The following is a 23,279-nucleotide window of genomic DNA, read 5'->3' as shown; positions in this document are numbered from 1 at the left end:
GGTTCCGCCACAGCGGAAGCCGTCGTCACCTCCGCCCGCGAGGCCCAGAGCACGCTTGCCGGTGCGTCCACCGAGGCCACCAATCTGGTCCGCACGCTGGCGGCCGATATGGAACGCTCGCTCTCGATGGCCGGCTCCGCCACCGCGGAATCGATCACGTCAGGTGCGCGCGAAGCCCAGAGCATGCTGGTCAGCGCATCCGCCGAGTCTGCGACACAGGTGGCGGCGCTTGCCGCCGACATCCAGCGCGCGCTGTCGATGGCCGGCAGCGGCACCGCCGAGGCGCTGACCGCAGGCGCCCGCGAAGCGCAGAACACGCTGGTCAGCGCGGCGACGGACGCCGTCAACCACGTCAAGTCGCTGGCCGTCGATGTCGAGCGCACCCTGACGGCGGTCGGCACCAACACCGCCCAGTCGATCCTGGGCAGCGCCCGCGACGCCCAGAACTCGTTCGTGACAACGTCCAGCGAGGCCGCAAGCCAGATCCGCGCGATCTCCGCCGAGATCGAGCGCTCGCTGACCACGGCCGGCGCGGAGACCGCGCAGACCGTGCTGGGCAGCGCCCGCGAGGCGCAGAGCTCGTTTGCGGCGACCTCGGCCGATGCCGCCGCCCAGATCCGCACGCTCTCGACCGATATCGAGCGCGCGCTGGGTGCGGTCACGGCCAAGACCACCGACAACATCCAGACCTCGGCGCAGAACGCGCAGGCCGCCCTGATCAACATGTCCAACGAGGTCTCGACCAAGGTCAAGACGACCTCCGCCGACATCGAGCGCTCGGTGCTGTCTGCCTCCAGCGCGTTCGGCTCGGCGATGACCGGCAAGACCGACGAGATCGTCACCTATGTGCAGCAGCAGACCGAGCGTCTGTCGCAGATCGTCGACGGCCGCCGCGGCTCGCTGGTCGAGGCGCTGACCGCCAAGACCACGCAGCTTGCGACCGACATGGATCGCGCCACTGCGGATGCGCTGAAGGCGATCGAAACCCGCGGCCTCGCCTTCTCGCAGTCGATGTCGGCGCACGGCGGCGATGTCGCGCGCAACATCACCTCGGCCGGCGACCAGGCGACCGGCGCGGTGGCGAAGTCGCTCAAGGAGCTCGAGCAGGCCTCGCGCGCGGCGATCGATCAGTCGCGCCAGGTCTCGATCTCGGCCGTCACCGAGATGCAGGAGACCAGCAAGATCCTGCGCACCGATACGGTCGCGCTGTTCGAGCGGCTGCGCGAGGGCAACATCCTGCTGCAGGAAGTGTTGACCGGCGCCCACGACAACCTCAACTCGCTGGAGCGCGCGCTGGTGACCCGCGTGGCCGACTTCGTGTCCGCCATGAACGACGTCACCTCGCGCAACGGCGTGGCGACCCAGACGCTGGAAGACCAGCTCACGGTGTTCAACAGCAAGACCGGCAAGGCGCTGGAGGATCTCGGCGCGCTGTCGAGCCAGTTCGAGACCCATGGCAAGGCGCTGATCGACGCGGCTGCCGTGGTCGAGCAGGCCAACCGCTCGACGACGGCCTCCGTCAGCGAGCGCAAGTCGGCGCTGGAATCGCTGGTCACCACCATCGACCTGCGCACCACCGATCTCGACCAGCGGCTGTCGCGCTTCACCGGGCTGCTCGATGAATCGCTGGCCGCGGCCGAGGAGCGCGCGCGCGACATCGCACGCGTGGTGGCGGAGACCGCAGGCGCCGGTTCGGCGGCGATCAGCAAGCAGTTCGAGGCGGTGCGCATGGCGGCCGAGAACGAGCGTCAGCAGACCGTCGATGCCATGAACGACCTCTACCAGCAGAGCAACGCCGAGACCGATGCGATGTTCAAGGACTCGACGGAGAAGTTCTCCGCGATGGTCACGGCGATGAAGCAGATGGCGAGCGAGATGCACAACGAGCTCGAGGCCACCCGCAACGAGCTGCGCCGCGGCGTGCTCGAGATGCCGCAGGAGGCGGCCGAGAACACCGCGCAGATGCGCAAGGTGATCGTCGACCAGATCGAGGCGCTGGCCGAGCTGAACCGCATCGTCGCCCATCATGGCCGCGGGCTCGACGTGGTCAGCACCAACCGCGCCAGCATCCGCCAGGAGGAGCCGGTGATGGCTGCCGCCGGCGGCCGCAGCGACGTCCGGATGCGGGACAATGGCAACAGCGCCGCGACGCTGCCGCCGCCCGATCTCGGCATGGCGAGTTCGCGCCGCACCGAGGCCCCGTCGGTCAGCCCGGCAAGCCCCAACAACAACAACAACGGCGACGGCTGGCTGTCCGACCTGCTCAACCGCAGCGACGCGCCGCCGCCGGCACAGCCGAGCCGCGACGCCCAGCGCCCGCGTCCGCAGCAGCAGCCGGCTGCCAATCCGCTGGAGTCGCTGTCGCTCGACATCGGCCGGCTGATGGACCGCACGCTTGCCTCCGAGATGTGGGATCGCTACCAGCGCGGCGAGAACAAGGCGTTCAGCAAGCGCCTCTACACCCCGGCCGGCCAGAAGGCCTTCGATGAGGTGGCCCGCAAGTACCGCGCCGACCGCGGCTTCAAGCAGACGGTCGACCGCTACATCGCGGAGTTCGAGCGGCTGCTCGACGAAGTCGCCCGCGAAGGCCGCGGCCAGCAGGAGCTGGCTGGCCACCTGACCTCGGAGACCGGGCTGGTCTACACCCTGCTCGCACATGCCGCGGGACGGCTGGGGTAAGCCAGCGAATAGCGAGTGGCGAATAGCGAATGAAAAACGGAGACCGAAAGGTCTCCGTTTTTGCTTGGGGCGGCGGCCGCTGAGTCTCGCTGTGGAAAGGCGCTCCGGTGTTAGCCGGCGTCATTGCGAGGAGCGCAAGCGACGAAGCAATCCACGCAACAGCGAGTCGAGAGATGGATTGCTTCGCTTCGCTCGCAATGACGGGTGTGACAGACTGGAAGGCTACTCGCTACTCGACATTCGCCGATCACGTCACTGCCGCCGTCGCGGTCCGGGCGCTGCGGCCGGAGCCGGCGCAGGCTCGGGTGCGGCGTTGTTGCTGCCGCCGAAGATCACCCGGCTCGGGTTGCGGTCGAAATTGTTCACGGCGCGACTGATGTCGGAGAGCGTGCGGCGGCCGTCGGTAATCAAGGCAGTGGAGCGCTTGTCGAGATCCTCGGCCAGCTCGCGGATCGACTTCACCATCAGGTTCAGCTCGCTGCCGCTGTTGCCGCCGGCGATCGCATTGAGGCCCAGCATCAGGCTGTCGGCCTTGCCCATCACGCCGTCGACCTTGAGCATGACGTTGTCGATCTTCTCGGAATTGCGCGCCAGCGCTTGGGTGAAGACCTCGAGATTCTTCAGCGAATTCTTCACCGACTGCTGATTGTCGGCGACGATGCGGTTGACGTTTTGCAGCGTGGCGCGGATCGCCTCGGTGACGTCCTGCAGCGCATTGGGGTCGGCGGTCAGAACCGGGATGCCGTCCTCGTCGAGCGGCACCGGCGGGGCCGCCTCCTCACCGCCCTTCAGCGAGATTGCAGCGACGCCGGTGAGGCCCTGGAATTCGAGACCGACCAGGGTGTCCTTGCGAAGCGGCGCGTTGTTCTCGATCATCGCCAGCGCGACCACGCGTCGCGGGTTGTCGAGTTTCACCGAGACCACTTCCCCTATCCGGATACCATTGAAATTGACGTTGCCGCCATTGCGCAGGCCCGACGCCGGCCCCTCGAAGATCACCCGCAACGGGCTGCGCTGCTTGGTGGTGTGCAGGCTCTGGAACCACAGCACGAAGCCGAACGCGGCGGCAATTACCGCCAGCGTGAAAGCCCCGATCAAGACGTAGTTCGCCCGCGTTTCCATCAATCACTCCTGAGCTCTCGCGCAGTCAGCCTGCGCTCGAGCCCGTCGAATTCCCTGTTGGCGCATGATCTCGTCCGAAAACCGGTCTCCTCGCTTCGGGATCATGGGCTAGGCCACAACGGCACGGGCGCGCTTGCCGTTGAAATATTGCTGCAGCCATGGATGCTGCGATGCCTTCATGTCGGCGATCGATCCTGCAGCAATGATCTTACCGTTCCCTAGCACGGCGATACGGTCGCACGCGGTGTAAAGACTGTCGAGATCGTGGGTTACCATGAAAACGGTCAGCCCCAAAGTGCGCTGCAGGGTGCGCACCAGCTCGTCGAAATCGCCGGCGCCGATCGGATCGAGGCCCGACGTCGGCTCGTCGAGAAACACCAGTTCAGGATCGAGCGCGAGTGCGCGCGCCAGCGCGACGCGCTTGATCATGCCGCCGGACAACTCCGACGGATAGCGGTCGGCGACCTCGGGCTTCAGCCCGACCATCACCAGTTTTGCCACCATGATCTCGTCGAGCAGCCGCTGCGAGACGCGCAGATATTCGCGCGCCGGAAACTGAATGTTCTGGCGCACCGTAAGCGAGGAGAACAGCGCGCCCTGCTGGAACAAGATGCCCCAGCGCCGCTCGACCGCGCGGCGCTGCGCTGAGCTCGCAGCATCGAGATCGACGCCGAACACTTCGATGCGGCCGGAGACCTTCGGCACCAGGCCGATGATGGTGCGCGTCAGCACCGACTTGCCGGCGCCCGACGGCCCGACGAAGCCGAGAATCTCGCCGCGCTTGACGTCGAGATCGAGGCCGTCGAGCACCCGCGTCTTGCCGAATTGAACGGTAATGTCGCGGACCCGGATGATGGCGTCGATGTCCTGCTCCGCCATGGTCACATCCCGATCGCAGCGAAGAAGATCGCGAACACGCCGTCCATCACGATCACGAAGAAGATCCCTTTCACCACCGAGGCGGTGGTGTGCTGACCGAGCGACTCCGCCGAGCCCTGCACCGCCAGCCCCTCGACGCAGGCGACGATGCCGATCACGGCCGCCATCACCGGCGCCTTGACCATGCCGACGACGAAATGGTCGATCGATATGGCATCACGAAGGCGGAGCAGGAAGGCTTCCGGATCGACGCCGCCATAGAGCCAGGCCACCAGGCCGCCTCCATAGAGCGCGGCCATCGCGCCGAGGAAGGCGAGGATCGGCAGCGCCAGCAACAGCGCCAGCATGCGCGGCAGGATCAGGACCTCGATCGGATCGAAGCCCATGGTGCGCAGCGCGTCGATCTCCTCGCGCATCTTCATCGAGCCGAGTTCGGCGGTATAGGCCGAGCCGGAGCGGCCCGCGACCATGATCGCGACCAGCAGCACACCGATCTCGCGCAGCACCAGCACGCCCAGCATGTCGACGACGAAAATGTCGGCGCCGAACCTGCGGAAATGGAAGATGCCCTGCTGCGAGATGATGCAGCCGATCAGGAAGGTGATCAGCACCACGATCGGCACCGCGCGCCAGCACACCTGCTCGAGATGATGCACGGTCGAGGTCAGGCGGAAGCTGCGCGGATGGATCAGCACATTGCCGGCTGCGGCAATCACCGCGCCGAGCATGTCGATGAGGCCGATGATGGTGCCGCCGACGCCGGCCACGGTGCGGCCGATCTGCTCGAGCATGCCTGATATCGACAGTCGGTCGCTCACGACCTTGGGCGCTGCGCCGACACGGCGGACCTCGTCGACCAGGCTGGAATAGTTGGCGGAGAGGCCCGCGATCTCGGCTTCCGCTGTGGCGTTGCTGAGGCTGCGGCGCAGCCGCTCGATCAGCCAGGCGCCGAACGTATCGAGGCTCGCGACCTGCGACACGTCGATGAAGATGTGCGGCCGGCTGCCGCGCAGCTTCTCGGCGTCGGAGACGATCCGCTCGAGCGCAGGGGCAAAGCGGGCGGTCCAGTTGCCCGCCGCGCACAACGCCAGTCCTTCGCCTTGGGCTATCCGCTCCAGTGTCGGGTCGCCGCTCACCTTTTGCCTACCCCTTGAAGCCGGCTGGCCGCCGCTCACGCTGATCTCCGGCGACTTACCGGATCGGCTTGTCGAATCTGCCACTAACCAGCCATAGTTGGTTGCGCGTCGCAAGCTACGGTTCAGGAAATAGTAGACTTTAAAATGACTTCCACCCCACCCGGAGCGATTTCCCTGACCGCGTGGATCGAGCGCTGGCCGATCGCTAGCAGCTTCACGATCAGCCGCGGCGCCAAGACTGAGGCCGTCGTGGTGGTGGCCGAGGTCAGCCAGGGCGGCCTCATTGGCCGCGGCGAATGCGTGCCCTACCCGCGCTATGGCGAAACACCCGAGGCGACGCTGCAGGCGATCCAGGCGATGCAGGAACCGCTCGCCGGCGGTATGGACCGGATTGCCTTGCAGGCCCGGATGCCCGCCGGAGCCGCCCGCAATGCGCTGGACTGCGCGCTGGCTGACCTCGAGGCCAGGCTCAGCGGTCAGCGTATCTGGAACCTGCTCGGACGGCCGGCGCCGGAGCCCCGCACCACCGCCTATACGATCTCGCTCGGAACGGCGGAGGCGATGGCCGAGGCCACCGCGAAGGCCGCACACCGTGCGCTGCTCAAGATCAAGCTCGGCGGCGATGGCGACGGCGCACGGATCGCCGCCGTGCGCAAGGCGGCGCCGGCATCCGATCTGATCGTCGACGCCAATGAAGCCTGGACCGAGCACAACCTTGCCGCCAATCTCGCGGCCTGTGCCGATGCCGGCGTCACGCTGATCGAGCAGCCGTTGCCGGCGGGTAAGGATGAGGCGCTGGCGCGGATCAAGCGCCCGGTTTTGATCTGCGCCGACGAGAGCGTGCATGACCGCGCCTCGCTTGCGGGCCTGCGCGGCCGCTATGACGCCGTCAACATCAAGCTCGACAAGACCGGCGGGCTGACCGAAGCGCTGGCGATGGCGGATGCCGCAAGCGCGCTCGGCTTCGAGATCATGATCGGCTGCATGGTCGCGACCTCGCTTGCGATGGCGCCGGCGATGCTGATCGCGCAAGGCGCGCGCTTCGTCGATCTCGACGGCCCGCTGCTGCTCGCGCGCGACCGCGACAACGGCCTGCGCTACGAGGGCAGCCTGGTCTATCCGCCCGATGCCGCGCTCTGGGGCTAGAGCATGATCCGGAAAAGTGTGTAGCGGTTTTCCGAAAAGATCATGCTCAAATCAAAGAGCTAGAGCGGGATGACGATTCGAAGAAGAGTCATCCCGCTCTAGTGGATTAGTCGTTTTCGCGACAGCCACATCACCAGCCCGCCCGCTGCCGCCATCGCAGCCATCATGTCGTAGACGCCGAGCCCGATGCGCGCATAGACCAACCCGCTGACGATCGCCGTCGTGCTCGCGACAATGCCGGCGCACGCGGTGAGGTAACCCTGCGCGCGCGCCATCACGTGAGGCGGCACGTGATGCACCATCAGGCCCATGATGCCGACCTGGGTCAGTCCGAAGCTCAGCCCGTGTCCGAGTTGCACTACGGCCAGCACCGCAAGCGGCGGGTCCTGCGCGGTGATCGCCCAGCGCGCCATGGCGCTGGCGGCCGCGATCATCACCAGCACCGCCGACGGCAGCGTGAAGCGCGGCGACAGCGCAAACAGCACGATCTCGGCGATGACGCCGAGCACCCAGAGACAGGCGATGGTCAGGCCGCTGAAACCGGCCTGCTGCCAGGCGATCGATGCGAAGATGTAATAGGCGCCGTGGCTGCCCTGGATCAGCGCCGAGGACACGATGATGGCGAGGAAGGTCGGATTGCGCAGCAGTTTTGGCGCGCCGGCCGCGGGCGCGGCGGCGGCCGCGGGGCGGCCGAGCGGCCGCAAGGTCAGGCCGACCAGCGCGCCGAGCACGGTCACGGCCGTGATGATCCAGATCAGATCGACCTCCGCGACGTAGCGGAGCAAGAACCCGCTGACCAGCGCGCAGACCGCGAAGGCCGCCGACCCCCAGAGCCGCAGCGGCCCGTAGCTGAGACCGAATTGCCTGACGCCGCGCAGCGCATAGGCGTCGGTCAGCGGCACCATCGGCGTCCAGACGCAGCAGGTCAGCGCATAGACCGCGAGCAGCACGAACGGCTGATGCTGGGTGCCGATCACCGCAAAGCCGCACACCGTGGCGAAGCCGGTGGCGATGATCGCGCCGCGCAGCATCTGGCGCCGTTCCGCCACTGCTGTGACTAGCGGCAGCACGGTGAAGCGCGTCACCGGCGGCACCGCCGTGATGATGCCTATCCAGGTGGCGTCGATGCCGATCACCTTCAGCCACACCGTGAAAAACGGCAGGTGAACCCCGGTCATGCCGAACAGCGTGGCATAGAATGCCGCAAGGCTGACAGCGAATCGCCGCGATGCAAGCTTTGCTGCAATGGGGATTTGTGATTCGGAAGACATCAATTCAATTGCGATTCGCGCGATATCGTGATGATCGTTAGCGTAACGCGCAGTGATTTGCGCGAAGAGATTGTGATGGCCGAAGAAGCATTCGCCCTGTCGCCGATATCCGCCCGCGCGGCCCTGCCGAGCGAGGAGGACTATGCCGCGATCAGCGCGGCCTTCATGGAGACCTCGCGGGGCCGCTGGTTCCTCGGCGAATATGCCAAGCGCAACCGCAACGCCGACACAAGCATGGTGCTCGATGCCGTGGCGCGGATCGAGGAAAGCCTCAGCGCGCAGCGGCAGGCGGCCGCGGACGCCATCCGGGACGAGCAGCTGGCAGAGGCGCTGACCGCCCTGCGCGGCGCGATCGAGGCCGCGCAGGCATCCGCCATCACGGCGCTCGACGGGGTCAGCTTCGAGCAAAACCTCGCGCCGGTGCGCAAGGGCGTGCGGGTGATCAGGGAAATCTCGTGGCGGCTGCGCGAGATCGGCAATGACGGCCGGATCTGCGACATCATCGATTCGCAGGCCAGCGCGATCGAGACCGGGGCCGCCCAGGTCTCGATGGACGACGCCAAGGCCGTGCTGGACGCCGCCTTCGCGGCGCTGGCCCGCCGGCTCAGCGAGTTCGACCCGGACAAGGCGGCCACGCCGGCGGCCGAACCTGATGTGGCCGAGGCGCCGATTGCGGAACCGCCTGCAGCCGCGCCCTCGCCGCCACCGGTGGCCGAGAGCGCCGCCGCCGATGCCGTGGCCGCCACATCGCCAGCGCCGCCTCAGGGGGCCGCTGCAACGCCGCCCGCCGAGGCTGCGATGGCCGTCACGCCGCAGCCGAGCGAAGCCTGGATCACGGCCGAGACCGCGCTGGCCGAAGCCGAAGCCGCAGAGCTCGCCCGCCTCGCCAACGAGGCGGCCGCCGACGCCCAGGACGAAGCGATGCTCGATCTCATTGCGATGGAAATGGGCGCGCCCGACCCGATCGACGAAGAGACGATCGCCGAGGAAATGCGCGCCGCCGAGGAGATGCGCGTCGCCGAGGCGATGGCTGCCGAGCCCGAAATGGCTGAACCCGAAATGGCTGCACCATTGGCTCAGGCCGAGTTCGCGGCGGCGCCGGCGCCCGAGCCAAAGGTCGAGGTCAGGGTCGAGCCGCCACCAATGGCCGCAGCGCCGGTTGCCGAAGCCCCGGTCGTGGCACCGCCTCTCCCGCCCGCCGTTGAGGCTGTCGCCGAACCCGCAAAAGAGATATCGCTTGGCTCGACCATCATCGCCAGCGGTCTCCTGAAAAGGCCAAGCGTCGCGGCCAACGATCCGCTCGCGCCGATCCGCCGCATGAGCCAGGCCGAGAGGATCGCGTTCTTCTCATAGGCGCGGCGTATTCGCACCTCGTGCGCGAGCATTTTTCTCACATTGGTCACCCGCGCAGCGTGACCCAACTCACGGACCGCCGATGGCCATGGGTAGTGGTCACGGCTTCAGGTGTTGATTCGGGGCGCGGTCCACTTCGCAAATCGCGGAATTGGACCGCCGCTAACGATATAGACGCCCGCTGAGATCAGGCCGATCGCCCCCCAGTCAAACGGTCCGGGCCATTCGCCGAGGACAGGAATTCCCAATAGCGCCGTCATGGCCGGGCAGAGCGCCGCGAAGGCGGCGCCGCTCGAGGCGCCGAGGATGCTGACGGCTCGTCCATAAAGAAGCAGGGAGATGATCGCGGTGAACACGCCCTGCACCACAGCCTGCAGCGCCACGTCGCCCCACGGTGCTGCCGCGAGTGTTGTTCCAGGCAACAGCGTGAAGACGGGCAGATACAGGATCATGGAGCCGACGGCGGATATGGCCGCGGCATGCAATCCATCCAGACGAGCCTTTCGCAGAGCGACCGTGTAGCAGGCCCACACCAGTGCGGCGCAGAGAAACAGCCCGTGGCCGACATTCTGCAGCGATCCCAACTCACCGCCGGAGCCCCACGCGATGACGAGCACACCCGGAAGGATGAGGGCGAAGCCGATCTTCTTCCCCGTGGTGAACACCTCGTTCAGGAGCGCCGCCGCAAGCAGCGCGACCATCAACGGCATCACACCCGGAAACAGTGCGCCCGCATGCGCTGCCGGAGCGAACAGAAGTCCGGAGTTGGCGAAAAAGACCGGCCCCGCGCCGCCAAGCACAATGGCCGCCAGTCCGAGCCAGCCGAGACGATCGAATGCCAGTCCGTGTTTGACCAGGTAGGGCAACAGCAGCATGCCGGCGACGCCGAAGCGCAACGCCGCGATATCCCAGGGTGTGAGGCTGGTCCGAAGGCCCAGGCGCGCCACGACGATCCAGCCCGACCAAATGCTGACGGCCGCGAGACCGCAAAGCGCACCCTGAAGGTATTGCCTGGCGTCGCGTTCGCTCGACAATGGTACATAACCCTTATAACCTGTATTATGGGTTATGATGGTATCGCAGGCAAGGTCGGGGATGACGGGACCAACCAACCCATTCGACTGGAGCGGAGGTCATCCCGCTTTGGACCTCGTCAACACGCTGGACGAGCGGCCCTCCGACGCACCGATCGAGACTCTGACCGCCTACGGCGCTTTGGTGAGTTTCACTGAGCTGGCCGGGCTTATCCAGCCTTCCGCCGCCAAGCGGTTGCGATCGCTCGGTGGGCCCGCTTGCACGCGCGTCGTGCGGCGCGCTCGCGAATTGAGGGAACACCTGTACACAATCGTTGGCGCAATCCACGATGGGCTGTCCGTTCCGCAGAGCCATCTGGACGCGATTGCCGTGGAAGTCCGCCGGGCGCACGCCGCCAGAGCGTTCACCGCAACCGGAGCATCAAGCGCCATCATATCCGGCTGGAGGTTGCCCACCTCCCCGGAGATACCCGTGCATGCGTGCGCCCTGGCGATCGAGGATCTGCTTCTATCCGCAGACCACGGCCGCATCCACAAGTGTGGCGCGGCCGACTGTGAAGTCTACTTCATCGATACCAGCAAGGCGCACCGGCGGCAGTGGTGCAGCATGAAGAACTGTGGCAACCGCGAGAAGCAGAGGCGCTGGCGCTCGGCGGCAGAATAGATTTCTGCGGAGCGACACGGGAGAGAGCGATAAACCGTCCTCCCCCGCTCCTTCCAAGCCACGCTGGTCTCAGGCGACGAGCTTCGCGAACAGCTCGGCGTCGACATTGCCGCCCGAGAGCACGATGACGACGTTCTTGTCTTTGACGTCGATCCGCCCGGCCAGCAGCGCAGCAAGTCCAACCGCGCCGCCGGGCTCGACCACGAGCTTCAGCTCGCGATAGGCAAAGGCAACGGCGGCGCCAACCTCGTCGTCGGAGACGCTGACGCCATTTGCGAGCAGCTTGCTGTTGATGGCGAAGGTCAGTTCACCCGGCATCATCGCCATCAGCGCATCGCAGATGGTGCGCGCCGCAGCCGGATGCGCCTCGCGGTGCCCGACCTTGAGCGACAGCGCGTGATCATCGTAACCGGCGGGTTCGGCGACGATCACCTGGGACTGCGGGAATTTCGCCTTCACCGCGGTGGCGACGCCGGCGATCAAGCCGCCGCCGGAGGCCGGTGCGACCACGATGTCGGGCACGAGCCCGAGCGCGACCATGTCCTCGGCGATCTCGCGGCCGGCGGTGCCCTGGCCCGCGATCACGAAGGGATCATCATAGGGGCGCACCAAGGTCGCGCCGCGCTTGCTGGCGATGCCGTTGGCGATCGCTTCGCGGTCGTCGCGATCGCGGTCGTAAAGCACGACCTCGGCGCCATAGGATTTGGTCCGCTCGCGCTTGGTGAGCGGCGAGTCCGCAGGCATCACGATGGTCGCCTGCATGTTGAGGATCTTGGCCGCCGCGGCGACACCCTGGGCATGGTTGCCCGAGGAGAACGCGACGACGCCGCCGCTGCGCCTGTCCTGCGGAATCGAGGCGAGCTTGTTGAAGGCGCCGCGGAACTTGAACGATCCGGTCCGCTGCAGCATTTCGGGCTTGAGGAAAATCTGGCTGCCAACGCGGTCGTTGAGAACGGGGAAGGTCAGGAGCGGCGTGCGCACCGCGAACGGCGCGACCACCCTGGCAGCGGCATCGATGTCCGCGGCAGCGACGGGTGGATTGAGAGTGGTGTCCGTCATCCACGATTTGTATCGCGGCGGCAGGCTGGCGGGCAAGACGCTTAAGCGTGAGTTGGCTAGCGTAAGGTGGGATGGGGGGCCGGCAGGGCGGCGAAATGGTGCTCTTCGGCGCCGAATTCGAGCGCTTCCCCCTCGCCGTCGGGTGCCGCGGGGCGGACGTTCATGCAGCGGTCGATGAACACCCGGGCCGACGCCTGCCAGGTGTGGAGCGCGGCGAAATCGACGCAGGCCTGGCGCGAGATGCCGAGCGCCTCCAGGCAGGCGTGGTGCAGATCGTCGTCGAGCACACCGACCGGCGCCGCGCCGATCACGTCGCGGGGACCGGTGACTGGAAAAGCGGCAACCGGGAGGCCGCTCGCCAGCGCCTCGAGCAGCACCAGGCCGAACGTGTCGGTCCGGCTCGGGAACACGAACACATCGGCGGCGGCATAGATTTCCGCCAGTTCCTCGCCGTGGCGGGCGCCGAGGAAGACGGTTTCAGGGTATTTTCGCTCCAGCGTCGCCCGCGCCGGGCCGTCGCCGACCACGATCTTGGTACCGGGCAGATCGAGATCGAGGAACGCCTCAAGATTCTTCTCCACCGCCACCCGGCCGACGCTGAGATAGACCGGCTGCGGCAGGCAGAGATCGACGTCACGCGGATGGAACAGCGCGGTATCGACGCCGCGCGACCACAGCACCACGTTGCGGAAGCCGCGTTGGCGCAACTCTGCCGCCAGCTCAGGGGTCGCCGCCATCACCGCGCGGCTCGGCCTGTGGAACCAGCGCAGCACACGCCACACCCAGGCTTCGGGGACAGGCGTCCGTGCCGAGACGTATTCCGGGAAGCGGGTGTGGAAGCTCGTCGTGAACGGCAAGCCGCGCTTCCGGCAATAGCGGCGAACCGCAAGCCCGATCGGGCCTTCGGTCGCGATATGGATGCTGTCGGGCCTTGCCGCCTCGATCAGGCTGGCGACCTTGGCCTGGTACGGCAGCGCCAGCCTCAGATCGCGATAGCTCGGCATCGCGAAGGTACGGAACTCGTCCGGCGTCAGGAAACTCACCTCGACGCCGAGCGATTTCGCCGCCTGCGCCATCATGGTCAGCGTGCGGACAACCCCGTTGACCTGGGGATGCCACGCATCGGTCGCGACCAGGATATGCGTCATGCAGCGCGTGCCGTCACTCGCGGAACCGGCGCGATCCGGCGCACCGGATCGGTCCAGGTGATGATCTCGAAGCTGCCGTCTTCGTGCTCGGCGAGCGCGGTGCAACTCTCCACCCAGTCGCCGCAATTCATGTAGCGGATGCCGTGCTCGTCATGAATCGTCGCGTAGTGGATGTGGCCGCAGATCACGCCGTCGCAGCCGTGGCGCCGTGCCTCGCCCGCAAGCGTCGCCTCGAACGCGCCGATATAGTTCACCGCCTTCTTGACCTTCAGCTTGGCCCATTGCGACAGCGACCAATACGGCACGCCGAACATCTTGCGGAAGAAGTTGACGAAGCGATTCATTTGGATCGCGAAGTCGTAGGCCTTGTCGCCGAGATGGGCGAGCCAGCGCGCGTTCTGCACCACGAGATCGAAGATGTCGCCGTGGATCACGAGGTAGCGCTTGCCGTCGGCGCCGGTGTGAACGGTGTTCTCCACCACATCGATGCCGCCGAAATGCGTGCCGTAATATTTGCGCAGGAACTCGTCGTGGTTGCCCGGGACGTAGATCACCTTGGCGCCCTTGCGCGCCTTGCGCAGCATCTTCTGCACGAAATCGTTGTGGGTCTGCGGCCAGTACCAGTTCGACTTCAGCGCCCAGCCGTCGACGATATCACCAACGAGGTAGATCGTGTCGGCATCGTGAGAGCGGAGGAAGTCCAGCAGGCGGTCGGCTTGCGAACCGCGGGCTCCGAGATGGACATCGGAGATAAACAAAGTGCGAAAGTGCCGCTCGGGACTTTCTTCACTCAAGGAGTCACTTCCCATGCCTGTGCACCTAACAGATTCCTGTGACAAGGCGATGACGACCCCCGTGACCCAAGGCCTCACTAACAGTTAACGAGAATCAGCCGCACGCCCCTTCCCTGCGGATAACAGCGGCGTGCGACAATCTGGCGACATGGACGGTCGCGGCTGCGCGGAACAGGCGGTGTGTTGCCCGCATATCGCGGCGAAACAAGGCGCGCAGAGGACTGCGTAGCCCGGATGGAGCGAAGCGCAATCCGGGTCCTGCATCCGCGGATAATCCGCTCCGGGATTTCGCTTCGCTCCATCCGGGCTACAAGATTGATCCGCGCTACGCCGGCTCAGTAATATTTGTGGAAGTGATGCACCGGCCCGTGGCCGTGTCCGACGGCGAAGCGATCGGCGGCGGCGATCGCGTCCGTGATCCAGGCCTTGGCGTTGCGCACCGCGGCCTCCATCGCTTCGCCCTTCGCAAGCCCCGCTGCGATCGCCGACGACAGCGAGCAGCCGGTGCCATGGGTGTTTGATGTGGCGATGCGCGGCGCCGCCAGCGCGATGCTGCGCTCGCCGTCGATCAGATAGTCGATGCTCTCGGCGCCGTGCCCGTGACCGCCCTTGACCAGCACCGCGCGGCATCCCATCGCCAGCAATTGCCTGCCCTGCCGCGCGACGTCGGCCTCGCTGGAGGCAACCGGCTGGTTCAGCAGCGCCGCCGCTTCCGGCAGATTCGGCGTGATCAGCGATGCCACCGGAAACAGCATGGTCTTCAGCGCATCGACGGCCTCGGCCGCGAGCAGCCGATCGCCCGAGGTTGCGACCATCACCGGATCGAGCACAATGTGGCGCGGTGCCCAGCGCTTCAGCCCTTCGGCAATCGCAGCGATTGTCTCGGCCTGCGCCACCATGCCGATCTTGACCGCGCCGACGTCGAGGTCGGAAAACACCGCATCGATCTGGGCCGTGACGAACGCCGCAGGCACCGGATGGATGCCGCTGACGCCCCTGGTGTTCTGCGCGGTCAGCGCCGTGATCGCGGAGGCCCCGAAAACCCCGAGCGCGGCAAAGCTCTTGAGGTCGGCCTGGATGCCCGCCCCGCCCGAGGAATCCGAGCCGGCAATGGTGAGCGCGACCGGCGTCATCTCGCAGCACCGGCGGTTGATACGAATGAGACCGTTACGATCAAGACCATGGCCTGTCCTAGCCCGGCCGCCCATCGGCAGCAAGTTCGCCTGACTTTACCGCGAGTTGGCCTTGAGTTGGCCTTGCCTTGGCGGCCCGTTTTGGGCCTATAGTCGCGAAAATCCCCCGGAGACGACTTTGATGGTTCCTTTCTTCGTCCAGATCAAATGCAAGCTCGGCCAGTCCTACACCGTCGCCAACGCGCTGGCGGAAGCCGAGATTGCCTCCGAGATCTACTCCACCGCGGGCAATTACGATCTGCTGGTCAAGTTCTACGTCGACCACGACACCGACATCGGCCATTTCATCAACGAGAAGGTTCAGGTGATCCCGGGCATCCAAGACACCCTCACCATCATCACCTTCAAGGCGTTCGGCGCGAAGTAGACTTCGACTCCACTTTCGTCATGGCCGGGCAGATTCGCGAAGCGGGTCTTCCCGCTAAATCTCCCGGGCATGACCAAGCCAGGTGAAAGCGCCTGACGACATGGATCACGCTCTGAGCAAACCTCTCAGGAATCCTTCGCGGGCTTCTTCACCGGTTTCGGCGGTCCCTCGACCGGCGGCAGCGACTTGATGTATTCGGCGATTGCGTCGCGATCGTTCGGCGAGAGCTGCGAGGTGTTGCGGATCACGCGCACCATCGATCCGCCGGCGCTATCGCCGTCCGGCGTCTGCCCGCTCTCGAGGAAATAGGCGACATCCTTCGCGCTCCAGTCCGAGAGCCCCCTCGGCGTGATGTTGGGCACCCAGCCCTCGCCCTCCGGATTCGGGCCGCCGGCGAAGCGTTGCGCGCTGATGATGCCGCCGAGGAAATTCCGCGGGCTGTGGCACTCGGCGCAATGGCCAAAGCTGTTGACCAGATAGGCGCCGCGATACCACTGCGCCGAACGGCTGGGGTCCGCGATGAACGGCTGGCCGTTCATGAACAGGAATTTCCAGACGCCGACATTGCGCCTGATGTTGAAGGGAAACGGCAAGTCGTGACCGCGCACCTTGCCGGCAACCGGCGGCAGGGTCTTCAGATAGGCAAACAGGTCACGCACGTCATTGAGCTTGGCGTATTGATAGGACGTGTAGGGAAACGCCGGGAAATAGTGCGTTCCCGACGGCGAGGTGCCTTTCATGACCGCGGTGACGAAATCGGCCTCGCTCCAGCGGCCGATGCCGTCGTTCGGATCGGGCGAGATGTTCGGCGCATAGAAGGTGCCGAACGGCGACGGTATCGCAAGGCCGCCACCGAGCCTGGTGCGGTCGTCCTGCTTCGGCACGGCGTGGCAGGAGGAACATCCCCCCGCATTGAACGTTGTGAGGCCGTTGGCCAGGTTGGGCTGGTAGGCGGGCAGCGCGCTTGCGGCAACGGTCGCGGGGATCGTCAGCCACCAGAACACGCCGAAGCCGATTAAGCCGGCCAGGACGGCCAGGAGAAGAATTCGTCGCAACATTCACCGATCCGTCATTGGTCGCTTCAGCGTCTCAACCAGTATGATGGCAACCCGTCGCACAAGCTCGCATCAAATTTGCCGCAGTCACGATCAATTTGGGAATAAATCCGAAAAGCCGCTGTTTGAAGACTGCAACCATCGTGTGACGTCAAAGGGGAGAGAACCATGTCCAACAAGACCTTGCTTGCCGCACTCACGCTCGGCGCTGCCATCGCCCTCGCCGGCCCGGCCTTTGCCGAAAAGCTGACAGCGAAGCTGGATGGCAAGGCGGAAGTGCCGGCAACCACCACTGCCGGCACCGGCACCGCCGATATCGACTACGACGCCGCGAGCAAGAAGCTCAGCTGGAAGCTGACCTATTCCGGTCTCTCGGGCCCCGCCACTGCCGCGCACTTCCACGGCCCCGCCGAGGCCGGCAAGAATGCCGGCGTCGCGGTCGCGATCCCGAACGCGACGTCGAGCCCGGTCGAAGGCAGCGCAACACTGACCGACGCGCAGGCCGCCGATCTCCTCGCCGGCAAGTACTATGTCAACGTCCACACCGCGGCCAACCCGGGCGGCGAGATCCGCGGCCAGGTCACCAAGTAGTCTCTGACGAAGTAACACCAACAAGAAACGGCCGGCACAAAAAAGGGCGGACGCCTCAAAGCGTCCGCCCTTTTGATTGACCGAACGACGATCAGCCCTTCTTGAGGCGATAGGTCTCGTGGCAGCCGCCGCACTGCTTGAACAGCGCCGGCATTTCCGCCTTCAGCGTGTCGAGATCCTTGACCTTGCCTTTGGTGTCGGCGACGACCTTGGTGAAGCTCGCAATGTGGGATTCGAATCCGGCCTTGTCTTCCCAGATCTTCGGCGAGGCGGAGTAGTCGCCCTCCGGCTTGAGACCCTTGGTGCTCTCAGGGAACAGCGTCGGAAGCTTCTTGGCGGTGTCTTCGAACCTCGCCAGCGCGGCATCGACGGTTGCCTGGTCGTAGGGCTTCTCGCCCTTGATCATCGCCGCGATCGCGCCGGCGTTTTTGCCGGTTTCCTTCATCTGGGCCTGGGTCTTGTTGACCTGGTCCTGCTGGGCCACGACCGCACCCGCACTTAACGCAAGCACCGCAGCAACGACGACAATCCGCTTCATCGGCAAAACCCCTCAATCCTGCTCTGTCCCGGTCCGCGGTGTGCGGCCGGCCTGGTTTGCAAACACCGCAGGCGGAATCCTCATTCCGCCTGCGACAATTTATCAGAGATTATGCCGGCGCTGCGCCTCGCGGATCGCGATCCAGACCCGCTCCGGCGTGGCCGGCATGTCGATGTGGTCGATTGCGTATTCGCGATGCAGCCCCTCGACGATCGCGTTGACGACCGCCGGGCACGAGCCGATCGCGCCGGCCTCGCCTGCGCCCTTCACGCCGAGCGGATTGGTCGTGCAGGGCACGTTATGGGTCTCGAACACGAAGGACGGACCGTCGGAGGCGCGCGGCAGCGCATAATCCATGAACGTGCCGGTGACGAGCTGACCGTCGGCCGGGCTGTAGACCGCCTGCTCCATCAGCGCCTGCCCGATGCCCTGCATCGCGCCGCCATGAACCTGGCCCGCAAGCATCAGCGGATTGAGCGTGACACCGAAATCGTCGACGATGACATAGCTGACAATCTTGATGATGCCGGTGGCCGGATCGATCTCGACCTCGGCGAGATGGGTGCCGTTCGGATAGGTGCCGTCGGCGCTGGCAAACGTCGCGCTGGCGTTCATCTTCGAGGAATCGCCGCCGGGACGCCTGGCGAGATCGGCAAAGCTGACCGAGCGGTCGGTGCCGGCGATGCGAATGCGGCCATCAGCAATCTCGAGGTCGCCGGTGCCGGCTTCCAGCGCCTGCGCCGCGAGCTCCTTCAGCTTGTTGCCGAGGTCGTGCGTCGCCCGTTGCACGCTGACGCCGCCCGACGGGATCGATGCCGAGCCGCCGGTACCGAGGCCAGTCGCGATCTTGTCGGTGTCGCCCTGCAGCACGTGGACGCGCTCGGGCGGCACGCCGAACTGCTCGGCGACGATCTGCGCATAGGCGGTCTGGTGACCCTGCCCGCTCGACTGCGTGCCGATCAGGATCGAGATATCGCCGTTGGGATCGAGCGTCACATTGGCGGTCTCCTCGCCCATGGTGCCGCAGACCTCGACATAGCTCGCCATGCCGATGCCGCGCACGAGGCCGTCCTTCTTCGCTGCCTTGGCGCGCTTCGGAAACTCCTTCCAGTTGGCAATCTCCATCGCGCGCTTCATGTGTGCGACGAAGTCGCCGGAGTCGTACACCTTGCCGGTCGCGGTCGTGTAGGGCAACGACTTCGGCGGAATGAAATTCTTCCGCCTGATGGCGTCAGGCGTCATGCCGAGTTTTCGCGCGGCCGCATCGACCAGCCGTTCGATGACGTAGGCGGCTTCCGGGCGGCCGGCGCCGCGATAGGCATCGACCGGCACCGTGTTGGTGAACACGGTGCGGACCCGGCAGTGGAAGGCCTGGATGTCATAGAGGCCCGGCAGCATGCCGGCGCCACCATGCGGGATGTAGGGTGCAAAGGTCGAGAGATAGGCGCCCATGTCGCCCATCAGGTCGACATCCATGCCGAGGAATTTGCCGTCCTCGGCGAGCGCCATCTTCGCGGTGGTGAGATTGTCGCGGCCCTGCGCGTCGCCCATGAAATGGTCGGAGCGCTCGGCGGTCCATTTGATGGTCTTCTTGAGCTGGCGGGCGGCGACCGAGATCAGCGCATATTCGCGGTAGGGAAACAGTTTGGTGCCGAAGCCGCCGCCGACATCGGGGCAGATCACCCGCATGTTTTCCTTCGGCATCTTCAGGATCATGTCGCAGAGGATCTCGCGCAGGCGATGGCTGCCCTGGCTGCCAATCGTCAGCGTCAGATGATCCTTCCTGGCGTCGTATTCGGCGACAGCGGCGCGCGTCTCCATGAAATTGGTGATGACGCGCGGATTGACGATGGTGATCTCGGCCACCGCATGCGCCTTGGCGAAAGCATCTTCCGCAGCCTTCTTGTCGCCGATCGAGACATCGAACAGCACATTGCCGGGCTTGTCCGGCCACACCTGCGGCGCGCCCTTCTTCACCGCGTTGACGAGCCCAGCCACCGCCGGTAGCGGCGTCCACTTGACGTCGATCGCCTCGATCGCGTCACGCGCATGATCGACGGTATCGGCGACCACAAAGGCTATGGCGTCGCCGACATGCCGCACTTCGTCCTTCGCCAGGATCGGATAAGGCGGCGCGGTGAACGGATCGGTTTCGAGATTGAACAGGCACGGCAGGCCGCCGAGATCGGCGACATCGGCTGCGGTCAGGATCAGCGCCACGCCGGGCATGCCGCGGGCCTTGCCGGCATCGATCGTGTAGGTCGCGTGCGCATGCGGCGAGCGCAGCATCAGCGCATGCAATGCGGGAGACGGAGCGACGTCGTCGGTGTAGCGGCCCTTGCCGCGAATCAGAGCGTCATCCTCCTTGCGCCGCACACTTTGTCCGACGCCGAACTTGATGGGAGCTGCCATCGTCTCTCCAATTGCCTTGGTTGTTTGCATGCATATTGGCGTGGATGTCAGCGAAGCGCAAACCGCTTTCCGCCGCACGCAGCGCGATCACACAACCCGCACCTATGCATTTGATTTGACAACGCAAAACCAGTGCGTTTTGGAGCGAAGCGGGATACCGAGCCTCTCCATCGGAACGAGGCTCCAAACCATGAGATGCAGAATCTCTCGCGATGGCCGTGGCGAAAACTTCTGATGATGGAGAATCCGACCTGACAAATTTGTCGGAGCAGCGGGATAGAAACGACTGCCAACGCAACCTGAACTTAACCGCGACAAGAGTTTCATCCAGATTGGGTTTCTTCCGCACACTTGGTGCCGGTTGCAGGATTCACAAAAACTACACCAAAGAACCGGAAGAACCCCAGGTTGTGACCGCCGTCGCTGCAAGATTGTCGCGCGATATGCTAACGAGTTTGCCGCGTAATTGTAGTTTGGCATTTTGGTTGGGGACCGATGGCCGCTCGCAAATTGTCGCAAGGGCAGGCCCCCACGCGGATAGCGCGTCGGCGTTGGCACGAAGAGCGGTCGTTGCGGTGTGCCATCAGGTTGGCCCGCATGGGCTACTGGGAAGCGGAGAGTCCCGCCGCGACCGATTTCTGGATATCGCCTGAGCTCGCTGCCTTCTACGAATTCGAGACGGCCGACGGCTTCATCCCCATCGCCACGGTGCGCGAGCGCTATTTGCCTGAAAGCCGGAAGGTTCTGGAGGCGCATTACGCGGCCTGCTGGGCGGAGGGGCAGCCCTATGCGGTGCAGACGACGCTCCTCAGACCCGATGGCCGCCTGCTCGACTGCGTGGTGCATGGCGAGCCGGAGTTCGACGCGCACGGTCAGGTCCGGCGCGTATCCGGCATTGTCCGCGACGTCACGGAGGGGACTTCCGCGCTGCGGCGCCTGGCGGAGAGCGAGCAACGGCTGGCCGATTTCGTCAGCACTGCCTCGGACTGGTGCTGGGAGAGCGACGCCGCCCATCGGCTGCTGCCCTATCCCAAGTCGCTTGCCGGCAATGCGGCCTTCCAGACGGTGGCCGCTGGCAGGAAGGCACGCTGGGAACTGGCTTATGCGCCCGAAGACGCGGAGGCCATGGCGCGGCACCGGGCCGACATGGAGGCCCACCGCCCTTTTCGCGACTTCACCTATACGCTGATCGGCCAGGACGGATCGCGCGTCAGCATCTGCACCAGCGGCAAGCCCATCTTCGCCGATGACGGCAGCTTTCTCGGCTATCGCGGCACGTCCAGCGACATCACCCAGCTCAGGGCGGCCAAGGCGCTGCTCGACCAGCGCACGCGGGCGCTGGAGGAAGCCCACCGGCTCGGCAAGATCGGCACCTGGAGCTACCGGCTGGACATCGGCCGCACGGTCTGGGCGCCCGAGCTCTACCAGCTTCTCGGCTTCGAGCCCGACGCGTTCGAGCCGACCATTGAGAACATGAGGCCCTATTTCCTGGACGGCGACGCCGACCGCTTCCGGGAGGTGCAGAAACGGGTCCTGCGCAGCCGCAGGACCGAGGCCACCGACCTGCGCATGTTGCACGCGGACGGCACGGCTCGCGATCTTGCGGTGATCTGCAAGGCCGAGGTCGCCCACGACAAGGTCATCGGCATCATCGGCACCGTGCAGGACGTCACCGAGCGCAAGGAGGCCGAGCGCCAGCTCGAGCAGCTCGCCTACACCGACCCCTTGACCGGCCTTGCCAATCGCGCGCTGTTCAAGCGCCGGCTCGCCGACTTGATCGAGGGCTGCGCCCTGGAAGGCCGGAGCGGCGCGCTGCTGCTCATCGACCTCGATCGCTTCAAGGAGGTCAACGACTCCCTCGGCCATGCCGCCGGCGACGAATTGCTGATCCGGGTGGCGGCTGTGTTGCGGCAGGACCTGGGGCCGCGCGCCTTCATCGCCCGGCTCGGCGGCGACGAATTCGCCGTGCTGGCGGAGGGATGCGGCATGTCCGACGCCGCGCTGACCGGGCTTGCCGATCGCCTCATCGCCAAGCTGTCCGGCCCCGTCGATCTCACCGAGGGCGAGGCGTTCGTCGGCGCCACCATCGGCATCGCCCGCCTGCCGGAGCATGGGGCAGCGGCAGAGAGCGCCGTGCGCAACGCGGACCTGGCGCTGTACATGGCCAAGGAGGCCGGGCGCGGCCGGGCGCAACTGTTCGAGCCGGTCCATGCGCAGGCGGTCGATCAAAGGCTAGATCTCGGCCGGCATCTGCGCCGCGCCGTGGAGGCCGGCGCCCTCGAGGCCCATTACCAGCCGCAGGTGGACCTGAGGACCGGCCGCGTCACCGGCTTCGAGGCGCTGCTGCGCTGGACCCATCCCGAGCGCGGGCCAATCTCGCCGACGGAGTTCATCCCCATCGCCGAAAGCTCCGGGCTGATCGTCGATCTCGGCCTGTGGGTGCTGCGCGAGGCCTGCCGGCAGGGCCGCACCTGGCTGGATGCCGGGCTGCCGCCGCGCTGCGTCTCGGTCAATGTCTCGCCGGCCCAGATCTGGAACGTGGATTTCGAGACGGCAGTCTCGGCCGTGCTGGCGGAGACCGGCTTTCCGGCGGAGCTGCTCTGCCTGGAGCTCACCGAAAGCCTGTTCGTGGATCATACCGAGCAGCGGATCAGTCGCACGCTGACGGCGCTCTCCGGTCTCGGCATCCGGCTGGCGCTGGATGACTTCGGCTCGGGCTATTCCTCGCTCGGCTATCTGACGCGCCTGCCCTTCGACTGGCTGAAGGTGGACCGCGCCTTCGTCGATGGCATTTCCACCGCGCCGGAGAAGCGCAAACTGCTCGGCGGCATCATCGCT

The 23,279-nt window shown here is 65.8% G+C and carries 17 protein-coding genes and 2 pseudogenes; 7 read left to right on the top strand and 12 right to left on the bottom strand.

Annotation, left to right across the window (positions count from 1 at the left end; translation table 11 throughout):
* A pseudogene (locus tag K359_RS56795) lies at positions 1 to 2,679 on the top strand (negative regulator of septation ring formation); the annotation flags it as partial.
* 252 nt (positions 2,680 to 2,931) lie between these two features.
* On the opposite strand, the gene K359_RS0148625 reads toward K359_RS56795, so the two are convergent.
* From K359_RS0148625 to K359_RS0148615, 3 genes are all read right to left on the bottom strand, one after another.
* Positions 2,932 to 3,801: an MlaD family protein gene (locus K359_RS0148625; protein ID WP_029085341.1), complete on the bottom strand. Its 870-nt coding sequence runs from the start codon at positions 3,799 to 3,801 to the stop codon at positions 2,932 to 2,934.
* A 108-nt stretch (positions 3,802 to 3,909) separates the two neighbouring features.
* Positions 3,910 to 4,680 (bottom strand): ABC transporter ATP-binding protein, encoded by a 771-nt coding sequence (locus K359_RS0148620; RefSeq protein WP_029085340.1) that lies wholly within the window; start codon positions 4,678 to 4,680, stop codon positions 3,910 to 3,912.
* A 2-nt stretch (positions 4,681 to 4,682) separates the two neighbouring features.
* Complete coding sequence (locus K359_RS0148615; RefSeq protein WP_029085339.1) at positions 4,683 to 5,816, bottom strand: ABC transporter permease; 1,134 nt, start codon at positions 5,814 to 5,816, stop codon at positions 4,683 to 4,685.
* Between the two features lie 144 nt (positions 5,817 to 5,960).
* On the opposite strand from K359_RS0148615, the gene dgcA reads away from it, so the two are divergent.
* Positions 5,961 to 6,962 carry an N-acetyl-D-Glu racemase DgcA gene (gene dgcA, locus K359_RS0148610; RefSeq protein ID WP_029085338.1) on the top strand — a complete coding sequence of 334 codons (1,002 nt, stop codon included), beginning with the start codon at positions 5,961 to 5,963 and terminating at the stop codon, positions 6,960 to 6,962.
* A gap of 98 nt (positions 6,963 to 7,060) precedes the next feature.
* Here the strand turns inward: dgcA and K359_RS0148605 are convergent, their stop codons facing one another.
* Positions 7,061 to 8,233, bottom strand: coding sequence for an MFS transporter (locus K359_RS0148605; RefSeq protein ID WP_029085337.1), 1,173 nt, complete (start codon positions 8,231 to 8,233; stop codon positions 7,061 to 7,063).
* Positions 8,234 to 8,308: 75 nt separating this feature from the next.
* On the opposite strand from K359_RS0148605, the gene K359_RS0148600 reads away from it, so the two are divergent.
* A complete protein-coding gene (locus tag K359_RS0148600; RefSeq protein WP_029085336.1) occupies positions 8,309 to 9,586 on the top strand; it encodes a hypothetical protein in 1,278 nt (425 codons plus the stop codon).
* A 107-nt stretch (positions 9,587 to 9,693) separates the two neighbouring features.
* On the opposite strand, the gene K359_RS56790 is transcribed toward K359_RS0148600, so the two are convergent.
* A complete protein-coding gene (locus K359_RS56790) occupies positions 9,694 to 10,620 on the bottom strand; it encodes a DMT family transporter (RefSeq protein WP_035978642.1) in 927 nt (308 codons plus the stop codon).
* Positions 10,621 to 10,729: 109 nt separating this feature from the next.
* Between K359_RS56790 and K359_RS62985 the strand changes: the two genes are divergently transcribed.
* Positions 10,730 to 11,284: a CGNR zinc finger domain-containing protein gene (locus K359_RS62985; protein WP_029085335.1), complete on the top strand. Its 555-nt coding sequence runs from the start codon at positions 10,730 to 10,732 to the stop codon at positions 11,282 to 11,284.
* 69 nt (positions 11,285 to 11,353) lie between these two features.
* Here K359_RS62985 and K359_RS0148585 read toward each other — a convergent pair whose 3' ends face one another.
* The 4 genes from K359_RS0148585 to thiD all read right to left on the bottom strand — a co-directional run bounded on the left by K359_RS0148585 (position 11,354) and on the right by thiD (position 15,418).
* Complete coding sequence (locus tag K359_RS0148585) at positions 11,354 to 12,343, bottom strand: threonine/serine dehydratase (protein WP_029085334.1); 990 nt, start codon at positions 12,341 to 12,343, stop codon at positions 11,354 to 11,356.
* Positions 12,344 to 12,399: 56 nt separating this feature from the next.
* Entirely contained in the window at positions 12,400 to 13,491 is a 1,092-nt protein-coding gene (locus K359_RS0148580; RefSeq protein ID WP_029085333.1) for a glycosyltransferase family 1 protein, read from the bottom strand.
* Positions 13,488 to 14,300, bottom strand: coding sequence for a UDP-2,3-diacylglucosamine diphosphatase (locus K359_RS0148575; protein ID WP_029085332.1), 813 nt, complete (start codon positions 14,298 to 14,300; stop codon positions 13,488 to 13,490). The genes K359_RS0148580 and K359_RS0148575 overlap by 4 nt, the downstream gene beginning before the upstream one ends.
* 320 nt (positions 14,301 to 14,620) lie before the next feature.
* The gene (thiD, locus tag K359_RS0148570) at positions 14,621 to 15,418 is read right to left on the bottom strand and encodes a bifunctional hydroxymethylpyrimidine kinase/phosphomethylpyrimidine kinase (RefSeq protein WP_029085331.1); all 798 of its coding nucleotides are present in this window, start codon (positions 15,416 to 15,418) and stop codon (positions 14,621 to 14,623) included.
* 181 nt (positions 15,419 to 15,599) lie between these two features.
* Here thiD and K359_RS0148565 point away from each other — a divergent pair, with 181 nt between their 5' ends.
* Entirely contained in the window at positions 15,600 to 15,845 is a 246-nt protein-coding gene (locus K359_RS0148565; protein WP_016845986.1) for an Lrp/AsnC ligand binding domain-containing protein, read from the top strand.
* 125 nt (positions 15,846 to 15,970) lie between these two features.
* Here the strand turns inward: K359_RS0148565 and K359_RS0148560 are convergent, their stop codons facing one another.
* Positions 15,971 to 16,903 carry a cytochrome c gene (locus tag K359_RS0148560; RefSeq protein WP_029085330.1) on the bottom strand — a complete coding sequence of 311 codons (933 nt, stop codon included), beginning with the start codon at positions 16,901 to 16,903 and terminating at the stop codon, positions 15,971 to 15,973.
* A gap of 165 nt (positions 16,904 to 17,068) precedes the next feature.
* Between K359_RS0148560 and K359_RS0148555 the strand changes: the two genes are divergently transcribed.
* Positions 17,069 to 17,491 (top strand): CHRD domain-containing protein, encoded by a 423-nt coding sequence (locus K359_RS0148555; protein ID WP_029085329.1) that lies wholly within the window; start codon positions 17,069 to 17,071, stop codon positions 17,489 to 17,491.
* 91 nt (positions 17,492 to 17,582) lie between these two features.
* Here K359_RS0148555 and K359_RS0148550 read toward each other — a convergent pair whose 3' ends face one another.
* Together K359_RS0148550 and K359_RS0148545 are read right to left on the bottom strand one after the other, a co-directional pair.
* Positions 17,583 to 18,029, bottom strand: coding sequence for a cytochrome c (locus tag K359_RS0148550; RefSeq protein ID WP_029085328.1), 447 nt, complete (start codon positions 18,027 to 18,029; stop codon positions 17,583 to 17,585).
* Between the two features lie 102 nt (positions 18,030 to 18,131).
* Entirely contained in the window at positions 18,132 to 20,441 is a 2,310-nt protein-coding gene (locus K359_RS0148545) for a xanthine dehydrogenase family protein molybdopterin-binding subunit (RefSeq protein WP_029085327.1), read from the bottom strand.
* A gap of 495 nt (positions 20,442 to 20,936) precedes the next feature.
* Between K359_RS0148545 and K359_RS56785 the strand changes: the two are divergent.
* Positions 20,937 to 23,258 (top strand): annotated as a pseudogene (locus tag K359_RS56785) (EAL domain-containing protein); the annotation flags it as partial.
* Positions 23,259 to 23,279 lie beyond the last annotated feature (21 nt).

The sequence above is a fragment of the Bradyrhizobium sp. th-b2 genome (assembly GCF_000426785.1).
In the GTDB taxonomy this organism is placed as follows: domain Bacteria; phylum Pseudomonadota; class Alphaproteobacteria; order Rhizobiales; family Xanthobacteraceae; genus Bradyrhizobium; species Bradyrhizobium septentrionale.
The sequence above is the reverse complement of the archived record's forward strand: the minus strand, read 5'-3'. Positions and strand labels throughout refer to the sequence as shown.